This is a genomic window from Caulobacter sp. GW821-FHT10E02, assembly GCF_059415225.1.
Window position 1 is genome coordinate 1,043,416 of record NZ_JBWKMV010000001.1, and the last position, 13,796, is coordinate 1,057,211.

Consider the following 13,796-nt stretch of genomic DNA (forward strand, 5'->3'; position numbering starts at 1 on the left):
CCGTTTCCCGGCCTTAGTAAGAGTATTTACGGCCAGGTAAGACGTATGTCAAGTTATCATAATACGTCATACAAATATGCAGCCCTCTTAGCGCACACCTTTGATCGGGGCGACGCACAGGGCGGAGGCGAAGACGAAGACGATCGCCGCCACGAAGATGGCCGCGTAGTTGTTGTGGAAGAGGTGCAGCAGCACCGCCGCCATGACCGGGCTGAGGATCTGCGGGATGTTGACCGCCGTGGTCAGCACGCCCAGGTCCTTGCCCTCGTCGCCGACGGCGCTCTTGGGCAGCACCTGGGTCATCAGCGCCATGTCGATCGACATGAACATGCCGTAGCCGACGCCGATCACGCCGGCGTAGATCCACATGCCGGTCATGTTGGGCAGGACCAGCGGCGCGACCATGGCGCAGCCCATGATCAGGCTGGAGGCGATGACGAACGGCTTGCGGCGCTGGAACTTGTCGGACAGGAAGCCCGAGGTCAGCGACGAGACGATCAGGCAGACCAGGGTCAGCATCGCCAGGTTGGCGATGGTCCGGTTCGAGGCCGCGTCCGACAGGCCGATATAGTCGCGCAGGATGTAGAGCAGATAGGCTGCCACGGCCTGATAGCCCATATAGACCGTGAACCGGCCGGCGAAGGCCCAGGCGAAGTCTGGGTGCTTCTTGGGGCTGATCCAGAAGCTGGCGGCGAAGGCCTTCCACGAGAAGGCGCGGGCGGGGGCCTCGGCGCTGGAGGGTTCGCGGTTGATCAGCACGAAGGCCAGGCACGAGACGGCGATGGCGATCGCGAACAGGCTGTAGGCCAGCACCTGGGCCCCGGCCAGATAGCCCGCCACGACGGTGCCGGCGGTCAGGCCGGCCGTCATGCCCGCGCCGACGATGCCCGACACCGCGCCGCGCGTTTCCGGGGCGAAGCGGTCGGCGATCACCGTGGTCATGGCCGGCTGCATGGAATTGTAGGCCACGGTGGCCATCACCCACAGCACCATCAGCGACCAGAAGCTGGTCTGCCAAGAGACGCCGAACAGGGCCATCGAGCCGATCAGCGAGGCGACGGCGATCCAGGGCGAGCGGCGGCCCCAGCGCGTGCGGGTGCGGTCCGACAGGGCGCCGGCGATCGGCGTGGTCAGGGTCGAGAACACCGAGGTGATCGCGAACAGCAGGGCCAGGTTGTTGGCCTTCTCGCCGGGATTCAGGGCGGCGATCTGGTTGGGCAGCAGCACGCCGAGCACACCGCTGTAGAGCGCCATCAGCAGGAAGAAGTTGACCATCAGCGACAGCTGCAGGCGCATGCGGCCGGCGCTGGCCGGAGGAGCGACGGGGAGAGTGGTGTCCAGGCTCATGCGAGCGTCTCCGTCGTCAGGGCGTAGAATTGGGTCGCGGTCCCGACCTCGATGCGGAGGCGGTCGCTCGGGGGCAGGGCGGTGATCGTGGTCTCGAACAGACTCAGCCAGCGGGCGTAGCCGCCGGCCAGGTCCACGACCGGCCAGTCGCCGCCGAACATCAGGCGGTCGGGGCCGAAGCAATCCAGGGCGTGGCGAACATACGGGACCAGGGTCTCGTCGCGGCCGTCGGTCCAGTGATCCTGGGTGGTCAGGCCCGACAGCTTCGCGAAGACATTGGGGAAGGCGGCCAGGCGGCGCAGGTTGCCGGCCCAGTCCGCGCCGTGGATGTCGCCGGTGTGAGCGGCGATGTCGGGCTTGCCTAGGTGGTCCAGGACGACGCGGGTGTCGGGCGCGCGCTCGAACAGGGCGTCGAGCAGGTCGATGATCAGCGGCAGCTGATGGTCGCGCGCGCAGACGTCGATCGTCAGGCCGCGCTCGGCGACCGCGACCAGGCCGTCCAGATGGCGCGGATCGGTGATGAAGGCGTCGGGCTCGTTCTGCACCGAGCGGCGGACGCCGCGCACTAGGGACCGCTGGCTTAGGGCGTCCAGGTGGTCGGCGACCGCCGCGCCTTGCTCTAGCGGCGCGAAGGCGACGATGCCGAGAATTTCAATATCTGGGTGCGCCTGTTCGGTGACCCAGTCGACCTCGGCCAGCGCCTGATCCGGCGCGCAGTCAGCCTGCACGAAGACGGTCCGACGCACGCTGGTGCGCTGGGCGCTCCACTGCTCCGGACCCTGCCGATCAGCGATGGTCGGCACGAAGCGTAGCCAGTCGTAGTCGAGCCGGGCGGGGTCCCAGAGATGCAAATGGGCGTCGATCATTTGCCAGCCTTGCCGCCGCTGCCGGGCCGGATGTCCCAGCCGATGTCCAGCACCGGCGCCAGGGCCTCCTCGACCGCCGCCAGCACGGCCGCGTCGAGCGGCGTGGTCAGGGCGGCGAGGTTCTGGCGCAGGTTCTCGGCCTTGGACATGCCGACGACGGTCGAGGTGATCCCCGTGTCGGCGGCGGTCTGAAGGGCGAACTGCAAGGCGGTGAACGACAGGTCCGCGCCCAGCGTTGCGCAACGTCGCGCGGCTTCGGCGGCGGCCGCCTGAACGCTCTCATGCGCGGGGTGCCAGTCCGGCGGGCCGCCAGCCGTTAGCAGGCCCATGCCCAGCGGCGAGGCGTTGAACACCGTGACCCCATGGGCCGCCAGTCTCTTTGAGACGGGGCCTAGGCGCTGGTCCTGCAAGGTGTAGGTGCAGTAGGCCATCACCGTATCGACCTGTTCGGCGATGGCGATCTCTTCCAGCAGGGCCAGGTCGTAGCCGGTGATCCCGACATGACCGATGACGCCCTGGGCCTTCAGCTCGCGCAGCGTCGGCAGGGCCTCGTCCAGCAGCTGGCGGCGGTCGCCATGCTCGATGTCGTGGCATTGCAGGACGTCGATCCGATCGATGCCCAGGCGGCCCAGGCTTTCGTCCAGGCTGCGCAAAGTGGCCTCGCGCGAGAAGTCCCAGTCCTTGTCGCCATAGCGGCCGATCTTGGTCATCAGCACGTACGAGCCACGGTCCGCGCCCCCCAACGCCGCGCCCAGCGCCGTCTCGGCCCGCGTCAGGCCGTAATAGGGCGCGACGTCGATCAGGTTGACGCCGGCCTCAAGCGTCGCGGCGACCACGGCGTCGGCCTGGGCTTGCGACACGGCGTGGTACACGCCGCCCAGCGAAGCGCCGCCGAGGGCCAGGGGCGAGAGGGGCGCGCCGAGGCGTGTGGTGATCATCCGTTCTGTTTCCTACCCTTGCGTCCTTGTGGACGTCTTATCGTTCGCCGGCGGCGCGGCTGTTGGGCACTAGCCCCAGGCCCGCTCGGCGGGGCCTGACGTGAGGCCCTCCTGACTTCGACCATGTTCCGCTGAGTCGGTTGGCGGCGATGGCGGCTTCGTCGACCTCGATGCCCAGGCCAGGCTTGTCGCCCAGCACCAGACCGCCATCGATGATCTGCTGATCGACCGACAGGCCCAGCGGGAAGTTGAAGTCCTGGATCTCGATGCCGACCATGTTGGGGACGGCGGCGGCGGCATGGGCCACCGGGTTGCAGTCATAGCCGACAGGCGAAACCGGCAGGTTGTGGGCGTGGGCCGCCAGGGCGACGCGGTTGAAGTGGGTGATGCCCCAGACGCTGCCGGTCTGGACGATGTCGACGGCCTTGGCCTCGAACAGCGGTGTGAACTGGTCCAGGCCCGTCAGGTTCTCGCCGGTGGCGACGGCGGCCTTGATCGCGCGGCTGACGATGGCGTGGCCCTCGGCGTCCCAGCGGCGCAGGGGCTCCTCGATCCAGGTCAGGTCGACGTGGGCCTCGATCTCGCTGGTGTGGCGCACGGCCTGCTTGCGGCTCCAGCACTCGTTGACGTCCAGCATCAGGGCCGGGCGTTCGGTGTTGCGGCGCAGGATGTCGCCCGCGACGTTCAGGCGGCGGATGTCGCGCTCGACGTCGCGGCCGCCCTTGATCTTGGCGGCGGTGAAGCCGCGTTCGGCCCATAGGCTGTAATGCGCCTCGAACGCCTCGTCGGTCAGGCCGTAGCACAGGCCCGAGGCGTAGCCGGGGACGAAGCGGTCGCGCGCCCCCAGGGTTCGCCACAGCGGCTCGCCGGCCATCTTGGCCTTGAGGTCCCACAGGGCCATGTCGACCGCGGCGATCGCGCCATAGGTCGCCCCGGCGTGGCCGCTCTTGAAGACGTGCGCCAGCATGCGGTCGTACAGCGCCGAGACAGCGCGGGGGTCCTCGCCCTCGACAGCCGGGAACACGCGGTCGATGTCGGTGTGCTGGCCCAGGCCCACGCCGGTCAGGCCGCCGTCGGTCTCCAGCAGCAGGATCGGCGTCTCGGTGACGCCGGCTTCGACCACGCCGTTCACGTCCCCGACGGGGCGCTGCCAATCGTGGATGGTCGTCAGGCTGCGATAGCCGGTAATCCGCATGGTGTCGGTCTTTAATCCAGAATATGGGACTACTGCCCTCGGATGAGATAATATGTATTATGAATTTTCGCTTTGCAACCCTTCGTAGGGCGGAAGCGGGTACGGCTTTCACAGCCTCATCGCCGCTCGAATCTCGTATTGTGATACGACTGGGGCGTCGGGTAGAACGCTCCGGCAACCAGATGAGCGCCAGGCCATGACAGCTTCCACGACCGCCACGGGCTTGCGAGCCGTCGCCGCGCGCCGTCCCCGTCTGGCCGTGGCCGTGGTCGAGGACCTCGTCAACGCGATCGTCACCGAGATCTATCCGTCCGGCACGGTGCTGCCGCCCGAGAACGTGCTGTGCGACATGTACGCCGTCAGTCGCACGGTCGTGCGCGAGGCGACGACAGCGCTGACGGAAAAGGGCCTGGTCGTCTCCCAGCAAGGGCGGGGCACGATCATCCAGGACGCCTCGTCCTGGAACCTGCTGGACCCGATGATCCTCAGCGCCCTGTTCCGGCGCGAGGACGGCCTCAGCTATCTCGACAACCTGTCGGAGATCCGCGCTTCGCTGGAAGCCAGCATGGCCTCGAAGGCCGCCCGCAACATCACCCCGGAAGCCGCCGCCCAGCTGGGCCGGCAGATGGAACGGCTGGAGGGGCTGATCGACACCCCGGCCGGCTATGTCCACGAGGACGTGGCCTTCCACGACATCATCATGCGCCTGTCGGGCGACCGCCTCAGCAAGGCGATCATCGACAGCATCCAGAGCAAGGCCGTGAAGACCTACGGCTACAGCGGCCGCCTCAACGTCGACCACGTCCGGGCTACGCACGAGGCGCACAAGCGGATCTACGACGCGATCGTGGCCGGCGATTCCGACGGCGCCGCCCATGCGATGCGCGACCACATCGAGACGTCCTGGCGCAAGCGCCGGCCGACCAGCATGGACAACAAGGGCTAGCCGCGCTGGATGATGCGCTTGGCCAGAGCGCCAAAGCCGACGCCGATCACCGTCCACAGCAGGGCCTGCATGCCGATCGAGGCGATGCGGAAGTTCCACAGCACCACGGCCGGGAAGTCGGCCGGCACCTCGTTGATCCTGGGCAGCATCGCCTGGGCCACCGAGATCAGCACGACATAGGCGCCGACGGCGGCGAAGCCGGCGTTCAGTGCGCCCAGGCGGACCTGCAGCTTGCGGCCGATATTCAGGGCCGTGACGGCCGAGATCACCGACAGCGCGATCATCAGGAAGAAGGCCGCCGTGCGCAGGGCGACGGTCTCGTGCTGGCCGACGGCCGGCGGGGTCGGCGGGTACTTGAAGGCCGGGACCAGGGCGATGGCGACGAAGGCCGCGCCGGCCAGGATCAGCGCCAGGACGCGCGGGCTGAGCCGCGCCCAGCGTCCGTAGGCATAGGCGAACACCAGGGCGAAGATCCCGCCGACGGCCGCGCCATAGAGGGTGACGGCGGTCAGGAGGCCCAGGCCCTTCTGGGTCGCGCGGCTGACCAGCTCGGGTTCGGGCGCAGCCGGCGTCGCCTTGCCGGCATGGGCCATGTGGGCCATCTCGTGCGAGGCTTCATAGGCGATGGCGAGATCGACCTGGGGTTCGGCGAAGACACGCGCGAAGGCGAACGCGAACAGGGCGGCGATGACGCCAGCCAGCATGCCGCGCCACAGAAGCTGAGGTGTCATGTCGGTTGCTCGGCCCCGCCTAGTGGCAGGGGAAGCCCATCAGGTGGCGGCCGTCATGCACGAACTCGTGGACGTACATGCCCTTGAACAGCGACAGCGCGCCCTGCTCGGTGCTGACGAAATAGAGGCAGACCAGCGCCAGCAGCACGCCGAAGACGGCCCAGGGCGCGATGTCCTTCAGCGGGATCGCGGTCTCGCCGCCGATCGGGATGAAGACGTCGTCGGAAATCGTAGAGGCCGTGGCCATCGTGAAGCTCTCCCTGGGATTTTCGCGTCCCGGCGCTGAAGCGAACCTGGAAGGGTCTGACTCTCGACGATTGCTCGTCGATCACAGTGGCGCGACCGCGCCGGAGTTTCACCGGCTTCCTTCCAAGGCCATGTTCGAGCTAGGAGGCGTCGCCACGCGTCGTCAAGATTTATCGGAGCCCGCCTTGGCCACCCGCCTCGTTTTTCTGTGCCACGCCGCTACGCTCTCCATGCGCGAGGGCGGCTTTCCTGAGCCTGACGAGGCCATCGACGCAGCCGGCCGCGAGCAGGCGAAGGCGCTCGCGCTCCGCCCCGCGCCGCAGCGGGTGTTCACTGCGCCGTCGCTGGCCGCACGCCAGACGGTGGAGATACTGGGGCTCGATGCGGCCGTTGAGCCTGCCTTGGCCGACATCGATCACGGCGTCTGGCGCGGTCGCGGCCTCGCCGAGATCCATGCCGAGCAGCCCGAGGCGCTGATGGGCTGGATCGCCGATCCGGCCGCCGGGACGCCGGACGGCGAGGCCTTCGCGGCGGTTATCGCCCGGGTCGGAGCCTGGATCGACGCCCAGGCGGCAAGTGACGACCGCATCCTGGCTGTCACCCATCAGCCGGTGATGCGCGCCGCGCTGGCCCACGTCCTGGATATCCCACCAGCCGCCGCGTTCCGGATCGATATCGCGCCGCTGGCCCAGCTCACCCTGTCGTTCAATCGGCAATGGCGGTTCCAAAGCCTGACCGCTTGACCCCACGCGGGGCTCAGCCTACGCCCGTCGTCGTGAAGGCATGGAGGCGAAAGCCTCCGGGAATGCGGTGACCAATCCGCGGCTGCCCCCGCAACTGTGATCGTCCGTCGATCGCTTCGGCACACGCCACTGGGACTAGTCCTGGGAAGGCGCCGAGGCGGGAGGGCGTAAGCCAGGAGACCGGCCTTCACGAAGATTGATGCGACCGGGCGGGGTGCACCGGTGCGGCAAGGCATGGCCTTCCGGACGCCCCGCGTCCGCGTGGTCCTGCGCGCCGTTCCTTGCCCCGTCTGGCGACAGCCAGAGGCAGGGACGACAAGATGGCCAGAATTCCGACAACCGTGGTGACCGGCTTCCTGGGCGCGGGCAAGACCACCCTGATCCGCCATCTACTGGAGAATGCCGGCGGCCGGCGCCTGGCCGTGGTGGTCAACGAGTTCGGCGATGTCGGCATCGACGGCGAGATCCTGCGCGGTTGCGGCGTCGAGGGCTGCTCGGACGACGACATACTGGAGCTGGCCAACGGCTGCATCTGCTGCACCGTCGCCGACGACTTCCTGCCGACGCTGCAGAAGCTGATCGACCGCCCGAACCCGCCCGAGCACATCCTGATCGAGACGTCCGGGCTGGCGCTGCCCAAGCCCCTGGTCAAGGCCTTCACCTGGCCGGAGGTGCGCACCCGCGCCACGGTCGATGGCGTGGTGGCGATGATCGACGCCGAGGCGGTGGCCGCTGGTCGCTTCGCCCATGACGAGGCCGCGTTGAGCCAGGCCCGTCTGGCCGATCCGACCCTCGACCACGACACCCCGCTGGAAGAGCTGTTCGAGGAGCAGCTGGGCTGCGCCGACCTCGTCATCCTCAACAAGACCGACCTGATCGACGCCGAAACCCTGGCGCGCGTGGAGGCCTCGCTGGCCGAGCACCTGCGCCCGGGCGTCAAGGTGATCCACGCCCGCCAGGGCGCGCTGGACCCGGCCGTGCTGCTGGGCCTGGGCGTCGCGGCCGAGGACGATCTCGACAGCCGCAAGTCGCACCATGAAGGCGAGGACGATCACGACCATGACGACTTCGACAGCTTCGTCGTGCGCGGCGGCGCGGTGACCGATGTCGAGGCCCTGACCTCTGGCCTATTGGGCGCGCTCACGGCCCACGACATCCTGCGCCTGAAGGGCGTGGTGGCCGTGGCGGGCAAGTCGGCCCGCCTAATCGTCCAGGCCGTCGGCCCGCGCATCCAGACCTATTTCGACCGGCCCTGGCGCGAGGGCGAGGTCCGCGCCTCATCGCTGGTGGTGATCGGCGAGAAGGGCATTGACCAGGCCGCGATCGCGCCGATCGTCGAGGCCGCGCTGGCCTGATGCACCTGCTGGCGGTCCAGCCGGGGCAGGTCCTCGACGGCGAGGAGGCGGTCGACCTTGGGCAGAGCCCCGGCGACATCGTCGTCCTGTCAGCCGCCGACAGCGACCTGGCGTGCCTGTCCCAGGCCCTGGCCGGACTGCCGGACGACTTCCCGACGGTGCGGCTGGCCAACCTGCTGCGGCTCAAGCATCCGCTGTCGGTGGACCTCTATGTCGACAGCGTGGTCGACAAGGCCCGGATCGTGGTCGCGCGGCTGGTCGGCGGTCGCGCCTACTGGCCTTACGGCCTGGACGAGATCGCCGCCTCCTGCCGGCGGCGCGGCGCGCTGTTCGTGGCCTTGCTGGACGAGCAGGCCGACGGGGAGGGGCGGGCGATTTCCGTCGCGCCGTCAGAGGTTTGCGATCGGGTCTTCGCCTATCTGCGCCAGGGCGGCATCGCCAACGCCCGCAATCTGCTGCTCTACGCCGCCGACCTGATCGGCCGGCCGCAAGGCGAGTGGAGCGAGCCCGCGCCGTTGCTGGATGCGGGGTTCTACTGGCCAAGCCAGCGGCTGACCGATTTGGCGGGGCTGAGCCAGGCCTGGTCGCCAGAGCGGCCCAAAGCGGCGCTAGTCTTCTACCGCGCTCTTGTGGCGGCTGGGACGACCCAGGCGATCGACGCCCATATCGCGGCGCTGGTCGCGCGCGGCTTCGACGTCGCGCCGATCTTCGTGCAGAGCCTGAAGAACCCTTTCGCCGCCGAGTTGATCACAGAGACCTTCGCGCGGATTGCGCCGGACGTGGTGCTGAACGCCACGGCCTTTGCGGTGTCCAATCCCGGCGACCATCGCCGCGCCAGTCCGTTGGAAGTCCGCAGTGCGCCGGTGCTGCAACTGGTGTTCGCGGGCCTGGACCGCGCCGCCTGGGAGGCCAGCGCGCGCGGCCTTGGCGTACGAGACCTGGCGATGAATGTCGCCCTGCCGGAACTGGACGGGCGGGTGCTGGCCGGCGCGACGGCGTTCAAGGCCGCGCTGCGCCACGATCCTCGGACCCAGTGCGATGTCGTCAGCCATGCGCCGGCGGAGGACAATATCGCCCACGCCGCCGACTTGGCGTGGGGCTGGGCCGATCTGCGTCGCGCGCCGGCCGCCGAGCGCCGCGTGGCGCTCGTGATGGCCAACTATCCCAATCGGGACTCGCGCCTTGGCAACGGCGTCGGCCTCGACACGCCAGCCAGCGTCACGGCGATCCTGAAGGCGCTTGAGACGGCCGGCTATCGCGTCGATGGCGCGCCTGAGGTGTCGGCGGACCTGATGGACCGGCTGAGGGGCGGGGTCACCAACGCCGGCGTCGCCGGTCGCGCGGTCGGGCCGACCCTGTCACTGGCGGATTACGAGGCCTTCTTCGCATCCCTGCCGGAGGCGACCCGCGCCGCCGTGACCGCGCGCTGGGGCGAGCCGGCCAGGGACCCGGCCTTCGAGGGCGACGCCTTCCGCCTGCCGCTGCACGTGTTCGGGAACGTCGTGGTCGGCGTCCAGCCGGCGCGGGGCTACAACATCGATCCGAAGGCGACCTATCACGACCCGGACCTGGTGCCGCCGCACAACTACCTGGCCTTCTACGCCTGGCTGAGGACGAGCTTCCGAGCCCACGCGGTGGTCCATGTCGGCAAGCACGGCAATCTTGAATGGCTGCCGGGCAAGGCCCTGGCCCTGTCGGAGGCCTGTTTCCCGCAGGCGATCGCCGGGCCGGTTCCGCAGCTCTATCCTTTCATCGTCAACGATCCGGGCGAGGGGACCCAGGCCAAGCGCCGGATCGGCGCGGTGATCGTCGACCACCTGACGCCGCCCCTGACCCGCGCCGAGAGCTATGGCCCGCTGAAGGCGCTCGAGGCCCTGGTCGACGAATATTACGAAGCCGCCGGCCTCGATCCGCGCCGGCTGAAGCCCCTGCGCGAGGAGATCCTGGCTCTGGCCGCCAGCCAGGGGCTAGACGTCGATTGCGGTATGGACCTGACCGACGAGGACCAGGCCCTGTCGGCGCTGGACAACTATCTGTGCGACCTCAAGGAAATGCAGATCCGCGACGGCCTGCACGTGTTCGGCGCTTCGCCAGAGGGCCGATTGCGGGACGATTTAGTGGTGGCCTTAGCGCGGACGCCGCGCGGCCTCGGTAAGGGCGGCGAGGCTTCGCTACTGCGCGCATTGGCCGACGACCTGGAGCTCGATTTCGATCCGCTGGTGGCAACGCTGGGCGACGCCTGGACTGGTGTGAAGCCCCTGGCGCTAGCGTCGATGTCGGGTGATCCCTGGCGCACCGCCGGCGACACGGTCGAGCGGCTGGAGCTGCTGGCCTCGCGCCTGATCGCCGGCACCGCCGCTGATCCGACCTGGACCCGCACGGCCGACGTTCTCGCGGAGGTCCGCGACCGCCTCCTGCCCCGCGTCAAAGCCTGCGGCCAGGCCGAGATGGCCGCGCTGCTCACCGGCCTCGACGGTCGCTTCGTCGCGCCGGGCCCCTCTGGCGCGCCGACCCGTGGGCGGCCCGACGTCCTGCCGACCGGCCGCAACTTCTACTCCGTCGACACCCGAGCCGTCCCGACCCCGATCGCCTGGCGTCTGGGTTGGGCGTCGGCTCAGCTGCTGGTCGAAGACCATCTGCAGCAGGTCGGCGACTACCCCAGGGCCGTGGCGCTGTCGGCCTGGGGTACGGCCAATATGCGCACCGGCGGCGACGACATCGCCCAGGCCCTGGCGCTGATGGGCTGTCGGCCCACCTGGGAGGCCGCGACGGGGCGGGTGACGGGGTTCGAAATCCTGCCGCTGGCGACGCTGGGCCGGCCGCGCGTTGATGTGACCCTGCGCATCTCCGGCTTCTTCCGCGACGCCTTCGGCCCGCAGATCGACCTGCTGGACAGCGCCGCCCGCGCGGTCATGGCCCTGGACGAGCCGCCCGAGGACAATCCCGCCGCCGCCCGCTTCCAGGCCGAAGGCGGCGACGAGGCCGCCGGCGCGCGGGTGTTCGGCTCCAAGCCCGGCGCCTATGGCGCGGGCCTGCAGGCGATGATCGACGAGAAGCTCTGGACGGATCGCGCCGACCTTGCCGAGGCTTTCCTGGTCTGGGGCGGCTACGCCTATGGCGCGGGCGGGGAGGGCGAGGCGGCCCGGCCGTTGTTGGAGCGCCGCCTGACCGCCGTCGATGCGGTGATCCACAACCAGGACAACCGCGAGCACGACCTGCTCGATAGCGACGACTACTACCAGTTCGAGGGCGGGCTGACGGCGGCGGTGACGGAGCTGAAGGGCGTCGCGCCGCGCGTCTATCACAACGATCATTCGAGGCCTGAGCGACCGGTGATCCGCACCCTGGAGGACGAGATCGGCCGCGTGGTCCGGGCCCGTCTCGTGAACCCCAAGTGGATCGCCGGGGTCATGCGCCACGGCTACAAGGGCGCGTTCGAGATCGCCGCCAGCCTCGACTACCTGTTCGCCTTCGCCGCCACGACCGGGGCGGTGCGCGACCATCACTTCGACCTGGCCTATGACGCGCTGCTGGCCGACGAGGCCGTGGCCGAGTTCATGCGCGACGCCAATCCCGACGCCCTGCGCGAGGCCGCCGAGCGCCTGCTGGAGGCCGTCGAGCGCGGCCTCTGGCGTCCCCGATCCAACAGCGCCGCCGTGCGCCTCGCCCACCTCGCCCAGGAGCAGACCCGATGAGCGACGACACCGATCTGAACGCCAAGCACAACGCCAAGATGGCCAAGATCCAGACGGCCCGCGCCAAGATGATGGCCGAGCGGCAGATCGAGAAGGGCCTGCTGATCGTCAATACAGGCACCGGCAAGGGCAAGACCACGGCCGCCCTGGGCATGGTCTGCCGCGCCATCGGCCACGGCCAGAGGGTGGCGGTGATCCAGTTCGTGAAGGGCGCGTTGAAGACCGGTGAGAAAGTCGTGTTCGACGCCTTCCCCGACCAGGTCGAGTTCAAGCCGATGGGCGAGGGCTTTACCTGGGACACCCAGGACCGCGCCCGGGACATCGCCGTGGCCCGCGAGGCCTGGGAAGCCGTGAAGGCCCGCATCGCCGATCCGGATATCGACATGGTGGTGGCCGACGAGCTGAACATCGTCCTGCGGTACGAGTACCTGCCGGTCGATGAGGTGGTCGAGGTCATCGTCAACCGGCCCGAGGGCAAGCACGTCATCGTCACGGGCCGCAATGCGCCCCAGGCGCTGATCGACGCCGCCGACCTCGTCACCGAGATGACGATGGTCAAGCATCCGTTCCGGTCGGGCGTGAAGGCCCAGGCGGGGATCGAGTTTTGATCCTCACCCGTCGGGCGGCTGCGGTCGGCCTGCTGTCCCTGACCGCCGGCGCGGCGCCCGAACGGCCACAGCGTATCGTCTCCATCGGCTCGTGCCTGGATATCGTGCTCATGGAGGTCGCCGACCGCCGGCAGATCGCCGCGCTCAGCCACTTTTCGCGCGATCCGGACGTGTCGATCATGGCCGCCCGCGCGCGGACCTTTCCATTCACCCACGAAGGGGCCGAGGAGGTGGTAGCGCTGAAGCCCGACCTCGTCCTGGCCAGCAAGCGCTCGGGCCTCTACACGCGCTCGGCGCTGAAGGCGCGGGGGCTACACGTCGTCGAGTTCGACGTGCCCAACACGGTCGAGGCCAGCCTCGAACAGGTCCGCAAGATCGCCGAGCTGGTCGGCAATCCGGCGCGTGGCGAGGCGCTGGTGGCGCGAATCGAGGAAGCCCTCGCCGAGGCGCAACCCAAGCCGGGCGAGCCGCGCCTGGGGGCGCTGGTCTACCAGCCGGGCGGGCTGGTCGCCGGGCGCGGCACGCTGGTCGGCGACATGCTGGAGCGCTGCGGTTTCGACAATCTCGCCAGCCGCTACGGTCTGAAGAAGTGGGGCAATGTCTCGCTGGAGAGCCTGCTGGCCGATCCGCCGACCGTGCTGCTGGCGGGCTCACGCTGGGAAGGCGCGCCCAGCTGGGCGGACCGGGTGGTCAACCATCCGGCCCTCAAGAGCCTGGAGCCGAACACCTTCCGAGGCGTCTTCCACCAGCGGCTGCTCTATTGCGGCGGCCCGGTGCTGATCCAGACCGCCGCGACCCTGGCCAAGGCCCGCAAGAACGCCGTGGCCTGGAACAGCCGCCGCCCGCACGCTGTCGGCTAGGCCTTATTGGTATAGTCCAGATATTGAACTTTGGCGCACGGGCTGCGGTGTCGTGGTCGCGGCGTGGTCCGTCGGCTTCCCAACAAAAGAAGCCCGGCCTCCGGGGAGGGGCGTCGTTGCTGAGCGCTATCCCTATGCGACGAAGGCGCTCGGTTAGCCCCATTCCGTCAGCCCTCTGACTTCAACTTGGATTTGCAGCCGGCATATCCGCTGACGCTCCGCGTGGGCTCGGCGGAATTTCTGCATGATCTAGGTCAACTGTCACG

At 69.0% G+C, this 13,796-nt stretch carries 12 protein-coding genes and 1 riboswitch; of the genes, 6 read left to right on the forward strand and 6 right to left on the reverse strand.

Annotation, left to right across the window (positions count from 1 at the left end; genetic code table 11):
- Positions 1-87: 87 nt before the first annotated feature.
- The 4 genes from AC07NI_RS04655 to AC07NI_RS04670 are packed head-to-tail and all read right to left on the reverse strand — an operon-like array spanning position 88 to position 4,346.
- Complete coding sequence (locus tag AC07NI_RS04655; protein WP_494616523.1) at positions 88-1,347, reverse strand: MFS transporter; 1,260 nt, start codon at positions 1,345-1,347, stop codon at positions 88-90.
- On the reverse strand, positions 1,344-2,213 hold the full coding sequence (locus AC07NI_RS04660; protein WP_494616524.1) for an amidohydrolase family protein: 870 nt from the start codon (positions 2,211-2,213) through the stop codon (positions 1,344-1,346). The genes AC07NI_RS04655 and AC07NI_RS04660 overlap by 4 nt, the downstream gene beginning before the upstream one ends.
- Positions 2,210-3,151, reverse strand: coding sequence for an aldo/keto reductase (locus tag AC07NI_RS04665; RefSeq protein WP_494616525.1), 942 nt, complete (start codon positions 3,149-3,151; stop codon positions 2,210-2,212). The genes AC07NI_RS04660 and AC07NI_RS04665 overlap by 4 nt, the downstream gene beginning before the upstream one ends.
- Positions 3,152-3,188: 37 nt before the next feature.
- On the reverse strand, positions 3,189-4,346 hold the full coding sequence (locus tag AC07NI_RS04670; protein WP_494616526.1) for a mandelate racemase/muconate lactonizing enzyme family protein: 1,158 nt from the start codon (positions 4,344-4,346) through the stop codon (positions 3,189-3,191).
- A 196-nt stretch (positions 4,347-4,542) separates the two neighbouring features.
- Between AC07NI_RS04670 and AC07NI_RS04675 the strand changes: the two genes are divergently transcribed.
- A complete protein-coding gene (locus tag AC07NI_RS04675; RefSeq protein ID WP_494616527.1) occupies positions 4,543-5,292 on the forward strand; it encodes a FadR/GntR family transcriptional regulator in 750 nt (249 codons plus the stop codon).
- Here the strand turns inward: AC07NI_RS04675 and AC07NI_RS04680 are convergent.
- Together AC07NI_RS04680 and AC07NI_RS04685 are read right to left on the reverse strand one after the other, a co-directional pair.
- On the reverse strand, positions 5,289-6,023 hold the full coding sequence (locus AC07NI_RS04680) for a CbtA family protein (RefSeq protein WP_494616528.1): 735 nt from the start codon (positions 6,021-6,023) through the stop codon (positions 5,289-5,291). The two genes, AC07NI_RS04675 and AC07NI_RS04680, sit on opposite strands and share 4 nt — an antisense overlap.
- 19 nt (positions 6,024-6,042) lie before the next feature.
- Positions 6,043-6,270 (reverse strand): CbtB domain-containing protein, encoded by a 228-nt coding sequence (locus AC07NI_RS04685; protein WP_494616529.1) that lies wholly within the window; start codon positions 6,268-6,270, stop codon positions 6,043-6,045.
- Between AC07NI_RS04685 and AC07NI_RS04690 the strand changes: the two genes are divergently transcribed.
- From AC07NI_RS04690 to AC07NI_RS04710, 5 genes are all read left to right on the forward strand, one after another.
- A complete protein-coding gene (locus AC07NI_RS04690) occupies positions 6,263-7,012 on the forward strand; it encodes a histidine phosphatase family protein (protein WP_494616530.1) in 750 nt (249 codons plus the stop codon). The genes AC07NI_RS04685 and AC07NI_RS04690 overlap by 8 nt on opposite strands.
- A gap of 19 nt (positions 7,013-7,031) precedes the next feature.
- Positions 7,032-7,215: riboswitch (cobalamin riboswitch) on the forward strand.
- 117 nt (positions 7,216-7,332) lie between these two features.
- A complete protein-coding gene (gene cobW / locus AC07NI_RS04695) occupies positions 7,333-8,367 on the forward strand; it encodes a cobalamin biosynthesis protein CobW (RefSeq protein ID WP_494616531.1) in 1,035 nt (344 codons plus the stop codon).
- Positions 8,367-12,062 (forward strand): cobaltochelatase subunit CobN, encoded by a 3,696-nt coding sequence (gene cobN / locus AC07NI_RS04700; RefSeq protein WP_494616532.1) that lies wholly within the window; start codon positions 8,367-8,369, stop codon positions 12,060-12,062. The genes cobW and cobN overlap by 1 nt, the downstream gene beginning before the upstream one ends.
- Positions 12,059-12,670, forward strand: coding sequence for a cob(I)yrinic acid a,c-diamide adenosyltransferase (gene cobO / locus AC07NI_RS04705; RefSeq protein WP_494616533.1), 612 nt, complete (start codon positions 12,059-12,061; stop codon positions 12,668-12,670). The genes cobN and cobO overlap by 4 nt, the downstream gene beginning before the upstream one ends.
- On the forward strand, positions 12,667-13,530 hold the full coding sequence (locus AC07NI_RS04710; RefSeq protein ID WP_494616535.1) for an ABC transporter substrate-binding protein: 864 nt from the start codon (positions 12,667-12,669) through the stop codon (positions 13,528-13,530). Before cobO ends, AC07NI_RS04710 begins: the two co-directional genes overlap by 4 nt.
- The last annotated feature ends 266 nt before the right edge of the window (positions 13,531-13,796 follow it).

Coding starts and splice junctions, on each gene's coding strand:
- AC07NI_RS04675 (WP_494616527.1), top strand. CDS start 4,543: ATGACAGCTTCCACGACCGCCACGGGCTTGCGAGCCGTCGCCGCGCGC.
- AC07NI_RS04665 (WP_494616525.1), bottom strand. CDS start 3,151: ATGATCACCACACGCCTCGGCGCGCCCCTCTCGCCCCTGGCCCTCGGC.
- AC07NI_RS04655 (WP_494616523.1), bottom strand. CDS start 1,347: ATGAGCCTGGACACCACTCTCCCCGTCGCTCCTCCGGCCAGCGCCGGC.
- cobO (WP_494616533.1), top strand. CDS start 12,059: ATGAGCGACGACACCGATCTGAACGCCAAGCACAACGCCAAGATGGCC.
- AC07NI_RS04660 (WP_494616524.1), bottom strand. CDS start 2,213: ATGATCGACGCCCATTTGCATCTCTGGGACCCCGCCCGGCTCGACTAC.
- AC07NI_RS04685 (WP_494616529.1), bottom strand. CDS start 6,270: ATGGCCACGGCCTCTACGATTTCCGACGACGTCTTCATCCCGATCGGC.
- AC07NI_RS04680 (WP_494616528.1), bottom strand. CDS start 6,023: ATGACACCTCAGCTTCTGTGGCGCGGCATGCTGGCTGGCGTCATCGCC.
- AC07NI_RS04670 (WP_494616526.1), bottom strand. CDS start 4,346: ATGCGGATTACCGGCTATCGCAGCCTGACGACCATCCACGATTGGCAG.
- cobW (WP_494616531.1), top strand. CDS start 7,333: ATGGCCAGAATTCCGACAACCGTGGTGACCGGCTTCCTGGGCGCGGGC.
- cobN (WP_494616532.1), top strand. CDS start 8,367: ATGCACCTGCTGGCGGTCCAGCCGGGGCAGGTCCTCGACGGCGAGGAG.